Genomic DNA, 15,209 nt, shown 5'->3' on the forward strand with positions numbered 1-15,209 from the left:
GTCAATCCAGCAGCAGGACCTTGGCCAGCACGATCTTCGGCCCTTTCATCTTCTTGATGATGATCCGCAAGCCTTCAACCTCCAGCACTTCTTCCTCTTCCGGCACGCGCTTGAGGGTGTCGTAGATCAGCCCTGCGAGGGTTTCGGCCTCGATGTGGTCCAGGTCGACGCCCAACAGGCGTTCCACCTTGAACAGCGGCGTATCGCCCCGTACCAGCAGTTTGCCGGGCTGGTAGGCGAGGATGCCGCGCTCGGCCTTGCGGTGTTCGTCCTGGATATCGCCCACCAGCACTTCCAGCACGTCTTCCATGGTCAGGTAGCCGATGATCTTGCCGTCGGCTTCTTCCACCAGGGCAAAGTGCGCGCCGCCTTTGCGGAACTGCTCCAGCAACTGCGATAACGGCATGTGCCGCGACACACGTTCCAGCGGGCGGGTCAGCTCGGCCAGGTTGAACGATTCGGGGATGTGGTCCAGGGCCGCCAGTTCCAGCAGCAGGTCCTTGATGTGCAAAAGCCCGACAAACTCGTTGCGCACCGCGTCATACACCGGATAGCGGCTGAATTTATGGCGGCGGAACAGCGCGAGGATTTCCTTGAGCGGGGCGTTGAAGTCCAGGGTCACCAGGTCTTCACGGGAGTTGGCCCAGTCCACCACTTCCAGCTCGCCCATCTCCACGGCCGAGGCCAGTACGCGCATGCCTTGGTCGCTCGGGTCCTGGCCACGGCTGGAGTGCAGGATCAGCTTGAGCTCTTCGCGGCTGTAATGGTGTTCGTGGTGCGGGCCGGGTTCGCCTTGGCCGGCGATGCGCAGGATCGCGTTGGCGCTGGCGTTGAGCAGGTAGATCGCCGGGTACATGGCCCAGTAGAACAGGTACAGCGGCACCGCCGTCCACAGTGACAGCAGTTCGGGCTTGCGAATGGCCCAAGACTTGGGCGCCAGTTCACCGACCACGATGTGCAGGTAGGAAATCACGAAGAACGCGGCAAAGAACGACACGCCCTTGATCACTTCCGGCGATTCGACGCCTGCGGCGCCCAGCAGCGGTTCGAGGATGTGCGCGAACGCCGGCTCACCGACCCAGCCCAGGCCCAGGGAGGCCAGGGTGATACCCAGCTGGCAGGCCGACAGGTAGGCGTCGAGCTGGCTGTGCACGGTACGCAGGATCTGCCCACGCCAGCCGTTGGTGTGGGCGATGGCCTCGACCCGGGTCGAGCGCAGCTTGACCATGGCAAATTCCGCCGCAACGAAAAAACCGTTGAGCAGTACCAGGATCAGAGCAAAAAGAATCATGCCGAAATCGGCGAAGAGTGTGGCGAGGGTGATACCAGGGGAAGGGTCCATGATTGGGTTTTGCAGGTTCCGTGTGTTCAATAAGGGGTGACAGAAGGGCCTGAAAGGCAGGCACAAGTCGGCCAATGTAGCGGCTGACGGGGCGCTTGCCTAGTGGTTGCCGCCGGGTGGGGTGTGGAATGCCTTATTCGAAACAGCACAATTCCAATTGTGGGAGGGGGCTTGCTCCCGATAGCAGTGTGTCAGTCAGCATATCTGATACTGATGCACTGCTATCGGGAGCAAGCCCCCCCCCCACATTTGGTTTTGTGCTGTGTTTGAGTTATTCGTCATTTCCGACGAGCCGCGAACGGGTCATCTGCCCTGGCGGAAAGTGGCAGGTGAACGTACTGCCATGCCCCAGCACACTGCTGATTTCCAGGCGTGCGCGGTGGCGCAGCAGCACATGCTTGACGATGGCCAGGCCCAGCCCGGTGCCGCCGGTGTTGGAGTTGCGGCTGGAATCGACGCGGTAGAAACGCTCGGTCAGGCGCGGCAGATGCTTGGCGTCGATGCCGATGCCGGAGTCCTGCACGCTCAGGTGTGCGCCTTGCTCGTCGGCCCACCAGCGGATGCGGATAGTGCCCTTGTCCTGGGTGTACTTCACCGCGTTGAACACCAGGTTGGAGAACGCGCTGCGCAATTCGCCTTCGCTGCCTTTGAGCAACACCTGCGGGTCGGCATCCAGGCTGATCTGCTGCCCGCGCTCGCCCGACAGGGCCTTGGCGTCATTCTTGATGGTCTGCAACAGGCTGTGGACGGCCACTGGTTGGTTGTCCGATGGATAATCCGTGGCCTCGAGCTTGGCCAGCAACAGCAAGTCGTTGAGCAGGGTCTGCATGCGTGAACCCTGCTGCTGCATTTGCTGCAGGGCACGGCTCCAGCGCGGGTTGATCTCCTCGACGTTGTCCAGCAGCGTCTCCAGGTAGCCGCAGATCACCGTCAAGGGCGTGCGCAGTTCGTGGGAGACGTTGGCAACGAAGTCTTTGCGCATCTGCTCCAGCTGATGGATGCGGGTTACGTCGCGCACCAGCATCAGGTGTTCGTTATTGCCGTAGCGGGTCAGGTACAGCTGGATGCGCACGCGGTCGTTGGTGGGCGAGGGGATTTCCAGGGCTTCTTCGTAGTTGTCCTGCTCGAAGTATTCCTTGAAGCGCGGGTGGCGCACCAGGTTGGTTACCGGCTGGCCGCTGTCCTGGGGCGTCTTGAGGCCCAGCAGGGTCTCGGCGGCGCGGTTCCACCACTCCAGGTTGCCGTCGCTGTCGAGCATGATCACCGCGTCCTTGAGCGCAGCGGTGGACTCCTGTACCCGGTCTATCACGGCTTGCAGGCGCCCGCGTACCCGTTGGTCGCGGCGTTGCAGGTGGTAGATGCTGTCGAACACCTCACCCCACAGGCCGTAGCCATCGGGCGGTGCTTCATCGGGTTTGTGCTGGCGCAGCCATTCATGCAGGCGCAGCAATTGCTTGAGGGTCCAGCCCAGGTACAGGCCGATACCGATGGCCAGGCTCCAGCCGTAATAGCCGCTGACCAGGCCCACCAACAGGCAGGCGGTGATCAACAGGAGCATGTGGCGGATCAGGGTGCCATGCCAGTTCTGGTTCACTTAAACATGCGTCCTTGTCAGCTGTTAAGGAAGGAAAGTGACTGGCTCAGCCCTTGGTGGAGAACCGGTAGCCGGTGCCGCGCACGGTTTGTACCAGATTCTCGTAGGCATCGCCCAAGGCTTTGCGCAGGCGACGGATATGCACGTCGACGGTGCGTTCCTCGACATACACGTTGCCGCCCCACACCTGGTCCAGCAACTGGCCACGGGTATAGGCACGCTCCTGGTGGGTCATGAAGAACTGCAGCAGGCGGTATTCGGTCGGGCCCATCTCGGCCGGCTTGCCGTCGATGGTCACGCGGTGGCTGATCGGGTCCAGCAGCAGGCCACCGACTTCGATAGGCGCTTCGCCATCGGTCGGGCCGGCACGGCGCAGCACGGCTTTCAGGCGCGCTACCAGTTCTCGTGGGGAAAACGGCTTGGTGATGTAGTCATCGGCGCCGACTTCCAGGCCCTGGATCTTGTTGTCCTCTTCGCCCTTGGCGGTGAGCATGATGATCGGGATATCCCCGGTCAGCTCATCGCGCTTGAGGCGGCGGGCCAGTTCGATGCCGGAGGTGCCGGGCAGCATCCAGTCCAGCAGGATCAGGTCCGGCTTGCGGTCGACGATAATGGCATGGGCCTGCTGGGAGTTCTCCGCCTCCAGGCAGTCATAGCCGGCCATTTCCAACGCAACGGCGATCATCTCGCGGATGGGCGCTTCGTCGTCAACAATCAGAATGCTCCTGCCAACCATGCTCGAAAATCCTCTTGTCATTTAACTGTCTTGCGCCGCATTAGATAACGGAATTATTGCAGTCGTGTGACAGTAATTTAGTCGCTCGGGCAATTCGGGGCACTCTGGACTACGCTTTGGGTCCGAATCCTGACAACCACAAAAGGAAGGTTCCGATGACTCACAGTACTTTTTCCTGGAAGGCCCTGCTGGTCACGGCGGCGTTGACGCTGCCGACACTGGCATTCGCGGCGGAGCCGGCGATGACCCAGAACGGTCTGTTAGTGGATCACAGCGGGAAGACCCTTTACACCTTCGACAAGGACGCCGATGGCAAGTCAGTGTGCAAGGACCAGTGCGCGACCAACTGGCCGCCGCTGAAAGCGGAGTCTACCGACAAATCAATGGGCGATTGGAGCGTGATCACCCGTGATGACCAGACCAGTCAATGGGCCTACAAAGGCAAACCTGTCTACACCTACAAGGATGACCACAAGGCCGGCGACAAGAGCGGTGATGGCAAGGGTGGGGCATGGCATGTGATCAAGCCCTGATTTCGCGGCGCTGCTGAAACCATCGGGGGCTTGCCCCCGATGAGGCCCGGCTAGACACTGCAAAAACCTCAGCGAAACGCGTAATCCGCCACAATCCCGACAAAAATCGCCAACCCGGCCCAGTGGTTGTGCAAAAACGCCTTGAAGCATTTCATCCGGTCCCTGTCGCGGGTGTACCAGAACTCCCAGGCAAAGCAGCCTGCCGCCGCCAGCAGCCCCAGGTGGAACCACCCCCCCAGCTCAAACCGTGCGCCGGCCAGCAACAGGCACAGCAGCGCCAGGCCTTGCAGGGTCAGGATGATCACGCGGTCGGCATCGCCGAACAGAATGGCGGTGGACTTGACGCCGATCTTCAAGTCGTCGTCGCGGTCGGTCATCGCGTAATAGGTGTCGTAGGCTACTGTCCACAACAGGTTGGCTATATAGAGCAGCCAGGCGGTGGCAGGCAGGTGGCCGGTTTCGGCGGTGAACGCCATTGGCATACCCCAGGAAAACGCCGCGCCCAACACCACCTGGGGGTAATAGGTGTAGCGCTTCATGAACGGGTAGCTGACCGCCAGTGCCAGGCCGCCCAGCGATAACCAGATGGTGGTGGCGTTGGTCAGCAGCACCAGCAGGAAGCTGATCAGCATCAGTACCGCAAAGAACACCAGGGCCTCTTTCGAACGGATCCTGCCGCTGGCCAGCGGGCGTTGCGCGGTGCGTTTCACGTGGCCATCGACCTTGCGGTCCGCCCAGTCATTGATGACACAACCGGCAGCGCGAGTCAGCGTCACGCCCAGCACAAAAATCACGATGTTGGCCAGGGACGGCGAGCCCTTGCCGGCGATCCACAGCGCCCACAGCGTCGGCCACAGCAGCAGGTAGATGCCGATGGGCTTGTCCATGCGGGTCAACTGAATGAAATCCCAGGCCCTGGGGTGCAGGCGGTTCAAGGATTTGAGCAGACGTTGATACATCAGCAGTTCTCCGGATGGTCATGTAGCGCGTGCCAGAAAGCCGGCAGGAAGACTTCCGCTACCAGCACGCTCAGCGGCCCGCGATCGAAGCGTGAGCGGCGCGCCCACAGCCCGTCTGCCTGGTCCGTGGTGGGCAACCATTGGCGAGGGTAATGGCACACCTCGATGGCCTGGCGGGTGAACGCGCGGTCGCAAAACAGCAATTCGCCGAGGGAGCGGCTGCCCAATTCGTCCATCTGCAAGCCGTCGCCCTGCAACGCACTGCGCGCCGCCACACTGCGGGCGAACACCCAGGGTTGGCCATGCCCGCGCAAATACACCTCGCGCACCCAACCGATACTGGCCGGTGGCATGCGCAGCGCCGCGCATTCATCATCGCGCAGCGGCTGCCAGCCTTCGAACAGCGGTGTCACGCTGAAGCCATCGTGGGACAGCCACGTCAGCCGGCGGGTCAGCGAGCCTTCGTCGAACAGCCAGTTCAGGGCCAAGGGCGCGGGCGCAGGGCTCAGGAGGCTCTGGGTCAACCATTGGCAAGCATCGGGAAGGGCGATTGAGTGCGGCACGGTGCGTCAGTATTGGCAGCAAAAGAGGCGGCGAGCTTACCATGGCGTCCTGATCTTTTGCCGGGCCGGCCCGGCGCCTTGCGTCGATCGAGCTTGCATCTGTCGGCCCCGATCAGTACAAAACGCCCTGAGCCGCGCGGCAACGCTGGATCCATCGACCGCCGGCCAACCTGCCTGGACCCTGAGGAAGCAAGTAAATGAAGAAGTGGCAATGTGTAGTCTGCGGCCTGATCTATGACGAAAAAGACGGCTGGCCGGATGATGGTATCGCTCCGGGCACCCTGTGGCAGGACGTACCGGAAGACTGGCTGTGCCCGGACTGCGGCGTCGGCAAAATGGATTTCGAAATGATCGAAATCGGCTAATTTTCAGTTTCAGAGACGTACTACAAGGAGAACGGAATGAACGCACCTGTCGTGATCATCGGCACAGGATTGGCCGGTTACAACGTGGCCCGGGAGTTTCGCAAGCTCGACAGCGAGACCCCATTGCTGCTGATCACCGCGGATGACGGGCGCTCCTACTCCAAGCCCATGCTCTCCACCGGCTTTGGCAAGAACAAGGAAGCCGATGGCCTGAGCATGGCCGAACCCGGCGCCATGGCCGAGCAACTCAAGGCCGAAGTGCGCACCCACACCCGTGTCAGCGGCATCGACCCCGGCCACAAGCGCCTGTGGATCGGTGAAGAAGCGGTGGCCTATCGCGACCTGGTCCTGGCCTGGGGCGCAGAAACCGTGCGTGTACCAGTCGAAGGCGACGCCGCTGAGCTGGTTTTCCCGATCAACGACCTCGAAGATTACGCCCGCTTTCGCGCCGCCGCCGCCGGCAAGCGTCGCGTGCTGCTGCTCGGCGCCGGCCTGATCGGCTGCGAATTTGCCAACGACCTGATCCTCGGTGGCTATGAGATCGACCTGGTGGCGCCGTGCGAGCAAGTCATGCCGACCCTGCTGCACCCAGCGGCGGCCGCAGCGGTACAGGCCGGCCTGGAAGGACTGGGGGCGCGTTTCCACCTGGGGCCGGTGCTCAACCGCCTGCAACGCAGCGCTGACGGCCTGGAAGCGCATTTGTCGGACGGTGAAGTGGTCCACTGCGACCTGGTGGTCTCGGCCATCGGCCTGCGCCCGCGCGTCGACCTGGCCGCCGCCGCTGGCCTGCAGATCAATCGCGGGATCATGGTGGACCGTCACCTCAAGACCTCCCACGCCAATATCTACGCCCTGGGCGACTGCGCCGAAGTCGACGGTTTGAACCTGCTCTACGTCATGCCCCTGATGACCTGCGCACGCGCACTGGCCCAGACCCTGGCCGGTAACGCCACCGCCGTCAGCTACGGCCCGATGCCGGTCACCGTGAAAACACCGGTCTGCCCGCTGGTGGTCTCGCCGCCGCCACGGGGCACCGAAGGGGTGTGGAGCGTCGAAGGGCAGGGCGCCGACATCAAGGCCCTGTGCCGCGACGCCAGCGGCCGTCTGCTGGGTTACGCGCTGACCGGCAGCGCCGTGATGGAAAAACTCGCCCTCAACAAAGAACTTCCGCCGTTGCTGGCGTAAATACCGGTCGTTCTGTCGGAATAAGCACGTTTTTCCCCCGAGAAAGGTCGCCGCGAGACTGGCGGAGCGTGCGAGGGCATGCCATCCTCACTCCCGTCTGCCGCAGAGTAGAGCCTGCGGCGCCTTGGCCGCTGTTCCGTTAGAGAGCAGCACGGACATAACAACAAAAAACCGTCAAAGAGGCTTCACATATGCGTAAACCAGAACTCGCAGCCGCCATCGCTGAAAAAGCGGATCTCACCAAAGAACAGGCCAACCGCGTCCTCAACGCCGTTCTCGAAGAAATCACCGGCGCCCTGCACCGCAAGGACAGCGTCACCCTGGTGGGTTTCGGCACCTTCCTGCAACGCCACCGTGGCGCCCGCACCGGCAAAAACCCGCAAACCGGTGAGCCTGTGAAGATCAAGGCGAGCAACACCGTTGCGTTCAAGCCGGGCAAGTCGCTTAAAGACACCGTTAACGCGTAAGCAGTGCCGTCTCGACAGGGGGCGGGGTGGTAGGAAAATGGGCACGCCGACTGGGTCGGGTGCCCTTTTTTTGTTGATGATGTCAGCTTTTAGCTGGAGGGGCTGATGTCTTGTGCAGCGAGATAAAGGACTTCACATGCGCGTCACTTTTCGGTACGCAGCTTGGATAAGCTTTTGCTTGGACATCAGACACGGGGCTGTCATTACCTAGGATATCGATTTTCTTCAGGTCCCCGGGAACCCCGTAGATGAAGTAGAAACCTTCGATATTCTGGGCTTTGTAGCCAGGCTCTGAGGCGATGATTCTCCACTCCCCCGAGTTTTTTTTATCAAACAGCCCGTAGCTGTTCAGTAGTATCGGGTGTGATACGCGTTTGGCATCCGTCAATTGTTGCTCTGAGATAATAGGTTCGGCGGAAAAGAAGTCCAGAATCTCGGCGCAGTGACCTTCGTCCATGGTGGACAGTACTCGTCCAAAACCGAAGGTATCTTCCGTGAACTTGAAGCAAAAAATATCGCCAGGCTTGATAGCGCGAAGCATCGTCCGGGGCTTTTTATCCCAGCCAAAAAACGTTAGGGCATTCATGAGCACTTTCCTCCCTTGCCAATGAGGCTGGATTTTTTTCGGTTATAGGCGTCTTGGAAGTACTGATGCCTGTCCCGAGCGCGAGTTGTATTGTCGTGATCGAAGGAATTGTATTTATTTCCCCTGTTGCTTTGGGAGGTTGCGGCGCCTATTTCACCTGTCCTTGTCCCGTAGCGTTCTATGTATGCCTGCTCATAACCCCTGGCTTCGCCGTATGTGACATTTTTCTCAATGCGCCGCAGACCTGTGGTGCTGTCGTCTTTCGTCAATCGGCCTGAGGCCTCATGTTCACTCGTTCTGCGCGCAATGTCGTTGGTTATCCCGACGTAGTAAGGATCACCCACCGTATTTCCATGGATATCCAGGTCGTATAGACCGTACACGTGGTAGCCCGGGGCATTGGCAGGTGTGAGTCCAAGCGGGTCTACATAGCTGATCGGGTTCCTGGCATAGGTGTAGAGATTGAGTCCCCCTTTCAGGCCAATGGGGTCCGGAGTGGTAAATCGGCCGATGTCAGGGTCGTAAAAGCGGAAAGTGTTGTAGTGCAACCCAGTTTCTCTGTCCAGATATTGACCCTGGAATCTGAGATTCTGGTCTTCAATGTAATAGGGCTCTCGAACCTCTTTAACGGCATTACCCCAGACTCGGTATTGCGCTTCCCAGACGATATGCCCGTCTGTCTCAGTCAACACCTCAGGCAGTCCATTCAAGTCGTTGTGGTAATAGCGGACTTTGGCCAACGCACCGACGCCGTCTACCCTGGCTAGTGGCTGATAGTCGTCGCCCTCATAGAGATAAAGGCTGGACTGATTGTTACGGTGTTCCTGCAGCAATTGCAGGCAGCCCCACGTGAATCGTGTCTCCCCGAGCAGGTAGCCATTGCTGTCGTGCTCGCTCTTGCTGATCCTGCGACCCACTGGGTCATAGCGCATGCGTACGACAGTCTCACCGGTACTGCCCTGATTTCTGACTTCAATCAGGCGATGCTCGGCGTCGTAGCTCAGGCGCTGAATGCCTCGGGCGGCACTGCGTTTTTCAATCACTCTGCCAAAACCATCGTAACGATATCGCTTGTCCTGATAAGTCAGCAGTTGGTTATGCACCACCAGGCCGGCACCAGCGATGGGGCTATCGAGAAGGTTTGCGGCGGCGTCATAGGCAAAGGTTTCGTTTTGCCCGTAGAGGTTGTCCTGGCTAGCAATGATTCGTTGGGTGGCGTCATAGTGCAACAACTTGCGGTGATGGCCACTGGCGTGCTGATCCGTGCGGCCAATCAAATTGTCCCCTGGGTCGTACTCAAAGTGTCGCCCGTCACCTGCCCTGAGCGGTGACAGTTGCTCGGCAAGGCTGCGTTTACGTGAGCGAAGTCGACCACTGCGATCGTACTCGCTACGGGTGATGAGACTGCCCTGAGTGCGCGATATTTCGCGATGCAGACGGTCACGTTCAAAGTCGCTGATAACTCGGCCATCTAGATTGATCTGGTGTAGATGCCCGCTGCCGTAATACAGACGATTGACCCAGGCGCCGTCAGGCAACTGCGTTTGGATCAGATTGCCCAACTCGTCATAGCTATGGCGCAACGTCCCTGCGGTGTTGTGTTCTTCTTTCAGTTGGCCCAATGCGTCGTAGACAAAATTCAGTGTCTGCACATTTTCGGCGTTATCAGTCATGGTGACCGTAGTCAGTCGGTTGACTGCGTCATACTGATATTCCGTGCGAGCATCGTCTGTCGTTTTGGTAATGAGTCTCCCAACGGCATCGCGCTCCAGATTATGAACAATGGGCAGGACAGGCTGGTTTAATACCAGCGCAAGACCGCTGCCGTGGGGCGCGGGAATGGCTTCAACCGCAGAGACCTTGTCCAACGCCCCATAGTGGTAGCGGCGTATGCTGCCATCAAGGTTGTGCTGTTCAGTCAATCTGTCGCCAGCGTCCCATATGAATCGATAGCTTTCGGCGTTTTCATTGGTCAGTGCTGTTAGTCGACCGTAGATGTCGTAGCTGAAAAACACCTGTCGCCCATGTGCATCCGTACGTTGACGGACTTGTCCGCGACGATTGTGCCGGTAATACGTGGTGTGCCCATCGGGATCCGTGAAGCCCTGTAACTGACCACTGGCGTCACGATGATAATGGGCGCGACGCCCGTCCGGTAACTGGCTGCTGAGCAAGCGACCCTGTATGTCATAGTTGAATTGGGTACGCTCCCCGAGCGCATCAATGATGGTTTGGAGGAAACCTCGTTCATCGTAGCTGTATCGGGTCGAGTAGCCAGAACAATCGACACGCTCTATGAGTTGCCCCAAGGCACTCCACCGGAGTTTTTTGCTTTTACCGATTGCATCGATGATTTCTACGACTTGACCACGGTTGTCATAGCGATACTGGGTAATGTTGCCGAGTGGATCGGTTTCGCGAGTGCAGTTACCGCGCTGGTCGTACTGGTATCTCCAGCTGTGTCCTCCTGCATCAGTCTCCACCACCGGCAATGCCCAATGCTCAAGCCATATTGATGACGGTCTGCGACCAAGCGGGTCGACTTCGCCAATCAAATTGCCGGAATCATCGTAGCTGCAGGTATACCGCCCCCCTTCAGGGTCGGTTGCACTCAGTAATTGGCGTTCGTCGTTCCACTCGAACAGCCAGGTCTGTTCGAGGTTGTCGGTATACGAAATGATCTGGTGCTGAGCGTTCCACACTCTTGTGCTGGTGCGCGCCGAGCTGTCGGTGATGCATGTAACGCCAGCATCCAAATCATAGTTGAAATGGTATTCATCTCCCTCATCTGTCCAGTGACGAACGACACGCCATTCAACACCTCCGACTAACCCCCATTCGTAGAAACAGCATAGGCCGGTGGGTAGTTGGTGTTCGACCATCCGCCGATTGACGTCGTACGCGAAGCGCCGACTGGTGTGTCCCGAAGCGTCGCGGACCTCTGTCAAGTCGCCGACAGCGTCGTATCCATAGCTCGCTAGCGTCTCTCGATGTTGATCGGGGTAGAGCCGCTCTATCCGGATGACGCGGCCCTGCTCCTGGATCAGCTCTACCTGTACTTGATCAAAGGTATCGCGCAGTCGTATCAGTTGCCCTGCTTGGTCATAGTCGAGGTAGATACGGTTGTCGTTCCGGTCGCCGAATTGACTTAACCGCAATACATGGGCCTCGTCGGCGGTGGTGTCAAAGAGGCGATACAGCCCGTTGTTGCTTTCGATCAACAATTGCCCGTTACGGTGCCTTCGGATGTTTAAGCCCTCACCCGGACTGAACATCGCGTAACCTGGAGGGATAGAACCGAGGTTGATGCGCCGGCCCTGTTCGTCGGTGTAAATCAGCTCCTCGCCACCCTCCGGGTGCGACAAGATTTCGACGCGGATTTCATAAGGCACACTCCAGCCTGCGCCAAACATCCCGTCTCGGCGCTCATCCCGACTGTTGTAGAATCGTTGCCAATCAATCGGCAACACGCCCGGCAATACGAAGTCCAGTTCCGTATCGCCACCCAACACCTTCGCCCCCGTCGCTGCATGTACCGGGTTGGGAGAGCCCATCGTCGCATTGGCCGCAGCGCCCATAGCCTGGCTGACCGCATACGACGTCACCCCGCTGAGCAACATGCACGGCAAATTACTCAGTGTTTTGCCTCTGGCGCCTTTGAGCATCATCAACGCTTCAATCGCCAACCCAACGCCTGGGGTTTTCCCGCTGCGAATCTCCTGTACCACCACCGTACCGCCGCCAATCGTGACATTCGGCGAGATCAGGCCCGAGGACACTACCGTCGCGTCGCACATGCTGCGGTCACCACTGCGCACGGCGGGCTGGCCGTTGATGGTGACTTTGTCGGAACCCTCCGCCAGAAGTTGCGGGGGCATCGGCGGATGACGGGCGCACAGGACCATATCGGTGAGGGCTGGAACGACACCAGGCGCGGGCGTGGCGACGGTCGGCCGCCATAGCTGCGAGAAGAAGCCCTCGGCCATATCCAGGAAGCCAGGTTCGGCTTGTGGCGCGATGTCGGGTTCCGGCGGCGGGATTTCAAGCTCCGTGCCTGCGGGCGCCACATGCGAGGGAATGGAGCCTGCCGCACGCGCAGCGGGGATGCTATTGACGAAAGTGTCGGCTGAGCCTACCGCAATCGTGGCTTCCACCACCGGTGGAAACAGCGCGTTGGCGAAACTCTCGCACATTTTACTGAGGCCCTTGTCGGCCCCCGTCTTGCTCATGGCCATGCCGACGACAATGCCGACTACCGCGCCGAGGATGCAGCCACCAATGCCGGCAGTAGCGACCGTCACACCAATCGCCGCCGCCACCGCAGCAGTCGCCAGAGCAGTGATCGCCACGTTGGCCGCCACCTCCAGCACACCGCCGAGGATGTCGGCCATCATCGAAGTGTGGGAGAGCGCATCGCCCATCCGGGCCGCCCATAACGCGTCAGACATGCAGGCAGCTCATCAGGAAACAGCGTCGAACGACAGCGAGTTTTTGATCAGGGCCCAGTGCGCCGCCTCGGCATCCCCCAGCGTGTCCGCCTTCACATAACTCAAGGCGAGCATCTTGCGCGTGCCCGGTATCACCAGCGCCAACTGATACTGGAATACCTTGTCATTGCCCTTGTTGAATTGGCTGCGCAGCTCGATGCCTTCCACCTCCTGCGCGGCGCCCAAACGCACGTCCACACCCGGTTGATAGCGTAAATCCTGCACCTGTTTTTCCAGGCGCTGGAGCTGGTCGTTGAAGTTGCTGTGCAGGGTTTCGCCGTCGGCCAACAGGCTGCGGCTGACGATCAGGGATGTGCCCAACTCCGGGAACTTGAGGATATTGATCGTCGCGTCCTGCAACTCACTGGCGGGCAGTTGAAACTGGAATTCGTTGATTCGGTACGTCATGGCAAACGGGTCTCGTCAGGAGCTTTTAGGTGCGGGGAAGGCGGCTTTGATATTGGCGTCGATGGCGCCTTTCTGGCCTTGGCCGTCGGGCGTGGCACCAGGGCCGCCGCCGTTGTTCAGGTGCAGCACGCCGCCGGTATTGAACTCGGCATCGCCGCTGGCATAGAAGCTGATGTTCACGCCGGTCAGGTTGATCTGCCCACTGGCGTTGAGCTCGAGGATGCTTTCACCGCAGACCAGGCGCAGATTTTCGCCCACTTCGATGACGTAGCTCTGGCTGATGCTGTCGGTCTTTCTCTGGCCCACCGAGAGGATGTCTTCCTGCTTGACGATGCGCAGGCGGTTGTTGCCGATGGTCACCGTCTCGTTATGGCCGATACTTTTATTGCGGTCGTGCCCGACGGAATGACTTTCGTCCACCTCGACAACAATGTCCTGGTTACGCTCGGCATGGATATACAACTGCTCCAACCCCTTCTTGTCCTCCATGCGGATTTCATTGAAGTTGGCCGGCGTGCCGCCCTTGCTGGAGCGACTCTTCATGCCGCTCTGGGTCGCATTTTCCGGCAGGTCGTAGGGCACCGTCTGCTCGGCGTTGTACACCCGCCCCGTAATGATCGGGCGGTCCGGATCACCTTCGAGAAAGCTGACAATCACTTCCTGGCCGATCCGTGGAATCTGCATCGAGCCCCAGTTCTTGCCGGCCCAGGACTGCGACACGCGGATCCAGCACGAGCTATTTTCGTTGGATTGGTCGTGGCGGTCCCAGTAGAAGTGCACCTTCACGCGGCCGTACTGGTCGGTCCAGATTTCCTCGCCTTTGGGGCCAACCACCAATGCCGTCTGCGGGCCTTTGACGATGGGGCGGTGGGTGGTAGCCAGCGGGCGGAAGCTTTGCTGGGCGTCGATGCAGGTCAGGCTGCTTTCGAACTGCGCCGAACCCGAACCGCCGCCGCTTTCCAGGCTTTCCTGGACGATGTAGTAGCGGCAGCCGACGATCAGGTATTCGCGGTTCTGGTCCTGGCGGCTGAAGCCGGTGAGGCTGAACAGGTGTCCGGAACCCAGGCCACGGGCATTGCCGGCGAACTCGACCTGTTCATGCAGGGTTTGCAGGGCTTCGATGCGGGTGCGCGCGTAGTGTTCGCCGTCGGCGCTTTGCACGTAGGTGCCGGGGTAGTCGTACAGCGGGTAGTCGCCGGCGGTATGCGGGCGCGGCATGGCCGAGCGCACGTCGATGCTGGCGCTGGGGCGCTGGAAGTCGTAGTCGTTGAGCTCCAGCGAGCCCGGCTGAACCTCCTGCGCCAGGTGCCAGTTGTGCATGTGGTCGCGTTCGCGCTGCTGCTCGTCCTTGGGGTAATACGGGATCGACGCATAGCCCGGCACCGTGGTGTGGGCGCCATAGGCGTCGGCCAGCACCAGCACATGGCGGTCCTGTTCATGGCGGAAGAAGTAGTAGATGCCTTCCTGTTCCATCAGGCGGCTGACGAAATCGAAGCTGGTCTCGCGGTACTGCACGCAGTATTCCCACTCGCGGTACGGCCGGCTCAGGGCGTCTTCGAAGTCGGAAAACCCCAGGTCGCGGAACACCTGCTTGATGATCTGCGGGATGCTCAGGTTCTGGAAAATCCGGCAGTCCGAGGTGCGAGTCAGCAGCCAGAACCACGGGCGCAGCGTCACCTGGTAACTGGCGAACTGGCCCTGGTCGATGTTCTGGCTGCAGCGCGCGACGATGCCGTGGAAGTGCCGCTCGCCGCCGTCCGCCAGTTGCACGCCCACGCTCATGGGCTTGCCGAGCAACTGGTTGAGGTCGATGTTGGCGTCCAGGGACGTCAGTTGCAGTTCATAGTTGAACAGGCGGCCCAGCTCTTCGCCGCCGCCCATTTCATTGAGCAGCAGCACATCCGGCCCGAGAGGGCTGGTGATCTTGGCCAGGCGTGAGGCTTGGTTGAATAGCATCGGTTAACCTGTAAATGACTAAATAACT

13 protein-coding genes are annotated in these 15,209 nt (G+C 60.0%); 4 read left to right on the forward strand and 9 right to left on the reverse strand.

Annotated features, from left to right (window positions below):
* Window position 1: 1 nt before the first annotated feature.
* The 3 genes from BB029_RS01150 to phoB form a co-directional block, all read right to left on the reverse strand.
* On the reverse strand, window positions 2-1,342 hold the full coding sequence (locus BB029_RS01150; protein WP_027608251.1) for a hemolysin family protein: 1,341 nt from the start codon (window positions 1,340-1,342) through the stop codon (window positions 2-4).
* A gap of 271 nt (window positions 1,343-1,613) precedes the next feature.
* Window positions 1,614-2,900 carry a phosphate regulon sensor histidine kinase PhoR gene (gene phoR / locus BB029_RS01155; protein ID WP_249776265.1) on the reverse strand — a complete coding sequence of 429 codons (1,287 nt, stop codon included), beginning with the start codon at window positions 2,898-2,900 and terminating at the stop codon, window positions 1,614-1,616.
* 82 nt (window positions 2,901-2,982) lie between these two features.
* Window positions 2,983-3,672: a phosphate regulon transcriptional regulator PhoB gene (phoB, locus tag BB029_RS01160; RefSeq protein ID WP_003176964.1), complete on the reverse strand. Its 690-nt coding sequence runs from the start codon at window positions 3,670-3,672 to the stop codon at window positions 2,983-2,985.
* Window positions 3,673-3,827: 155 nt separating this feature from the next.
* On the opposite strand from phoB, the gene BB029_RS01165 reads away from it, so the two are divergent.
* Window positions 3,828-4,205, forward strand: coding sequence for a hypothetical protein (locus tag BB029_RS01165; RefSeq protein ID WP_065937965.1), 378 nt, complete (start codon window positions 3,828-3,830; stop codon window positions 4,203-4,205).
* 68 nt (window positions 4,206-4,273) lie between these two features.
* On the opposite strand, the gene ubiA is transcribed toward BB029_RS01165, so the two are convergent.
* Complete coding sequence (gene ubiA / locus BB029_RS01170) at window positions 4,274-5,164, reverse strand: 4-hydroxybenzoate octaprenyltransferase (RefSeq protein WP_065937966.1); 891 nt, start codon at window positions 5,162-5,164, stop codon at window positions 4,274-4,276.
* Window positions 5,164-5,727, reverse strand: a complete 564-nt coding sequence (locus tag BB029_RS01175; protein ID WP_065937967.1) for a chorismate lyase — start codon at window positions 5,725-5,727, stop codon at window positions 5,164-5,166. The genes ubiA and BB029_RS01175 overlap by 1 nt, the downstream gene beginning before the upstream one ends.
* Window positions 5,728-5,924: 197 nt before the next feature.
* Here BB029_RS01175 and BB029_RS01180 point away from each other — a divergent pair, with 197 nt between their 5' ends.
* From BB029_RS01180 to BB029_RS01190, 3 genes are all read left to right on the forward strand, one after another.
* Window positions 5,925-6,092, forward strand: coding sequence for a rubredoxin (locus BB029_RS01180; RefSeq protein WP_003213373.1), 168 nt, complete (start codon window positions 5,925-5,927; stop codon window positions 6,090-6,092).
* Window positions 6,093-6,128: 36 nt separating this feature from the next.
* Window positions 6,129-7,277, forward strand: coding sequence for an NAD(P)/FAD-dependent oxidoreductase (locus tag BB029_RS01185; protein WP_065937968.1), 1,149 nt, complete (start codon window positions 6,129-6,131; stop codon window positions 7,275-7,277).
* 191 nt (window positions 7,278-7,468) lie between these two features.
* Window positions 7,469-7,744, forward strand: a complete 276-nt coding sequence (locus tag BB029_RS01190) for an HU family DNA-binding protein (RefSeq protein ID WP_003176958.1) — start codon at window positions 7,469-7,471, stop codon at window positions 7,742-7,744.
* 82 nt (window positions 7,745-7,826) lie between these two features.
* Here the strand turns inward: BB029_RS01190 and BB029_RS01195 are convergent, their stop codons facing one another.
* Genes BB029_RS01195 through BB029_RS01210 form a run of 4 tightly spaced genes read right to left on the reverse strand, consistent with a single transcriptional unit; the run spans window position 7,827 to window position 15,181 of the window.
* A complete protein-coding gene (locus tag BB029_RS01195; RefSeq protein ID WP_065937969.1) occupies window positions 7,827-8,330 on the reverse strand; it encodes an Imm26 family immunity protein in 504 nt (167 codons plus the stop codon).
* Entirely contained in the window at window positions 8,327-12,778 is a 4,452-nt protein-coding gene (locus tag BB029_RS01200; RefSeq protein ID WP_083236318.1) for an RHS repeat-associated core domain-containing protein, read from the reverse strand. Before BB029_RS01200 ends, BB029_RS01195 begins: the two co-directional genes overlap by 4 nt.
* Before the next feature lie 12 nt (window positions 12,779-12,790).
* Window positions 12,791-13,225, reverse strand: coding sequence for a DcrB-related protein (locus tag BB029_RS01205; protein WP_065937970.1), 435 nt, complete (start codon window positions 13,223-13,225; stop codon window positions 12,791-12,793).
* 15 nt (window positions 13,226-13,240) lie between these two features.
* The gene (locus BB029_RS01210; protein ID WP_065926737.1) at window positions 13,241-15,181 is read right to left on the reverse strand and encodes a type VI secretion system Vgr family protein; all 1,941 of its coding nucleotides are present in this window, start codon (window positions 15,179-15,181) and stop codon (window positions 13,241-13,243) included.
* Window positions 15,182-15,209: the final 28 nt, after the last annotated feature.

The sequence above is a fragment of the Pseudomonas sp. S3E12 genome, from assembly GCF_001702295.1.
In the GTDB taxonomy this organism is placed as follows: domain Bacteria; phylum Pseudomonadota; class Gammaproteobacteria; order Pseudomonadales; family Pseudomonadaceae; genus Aquipseudomonas; species Aquipseudomonas marginalis.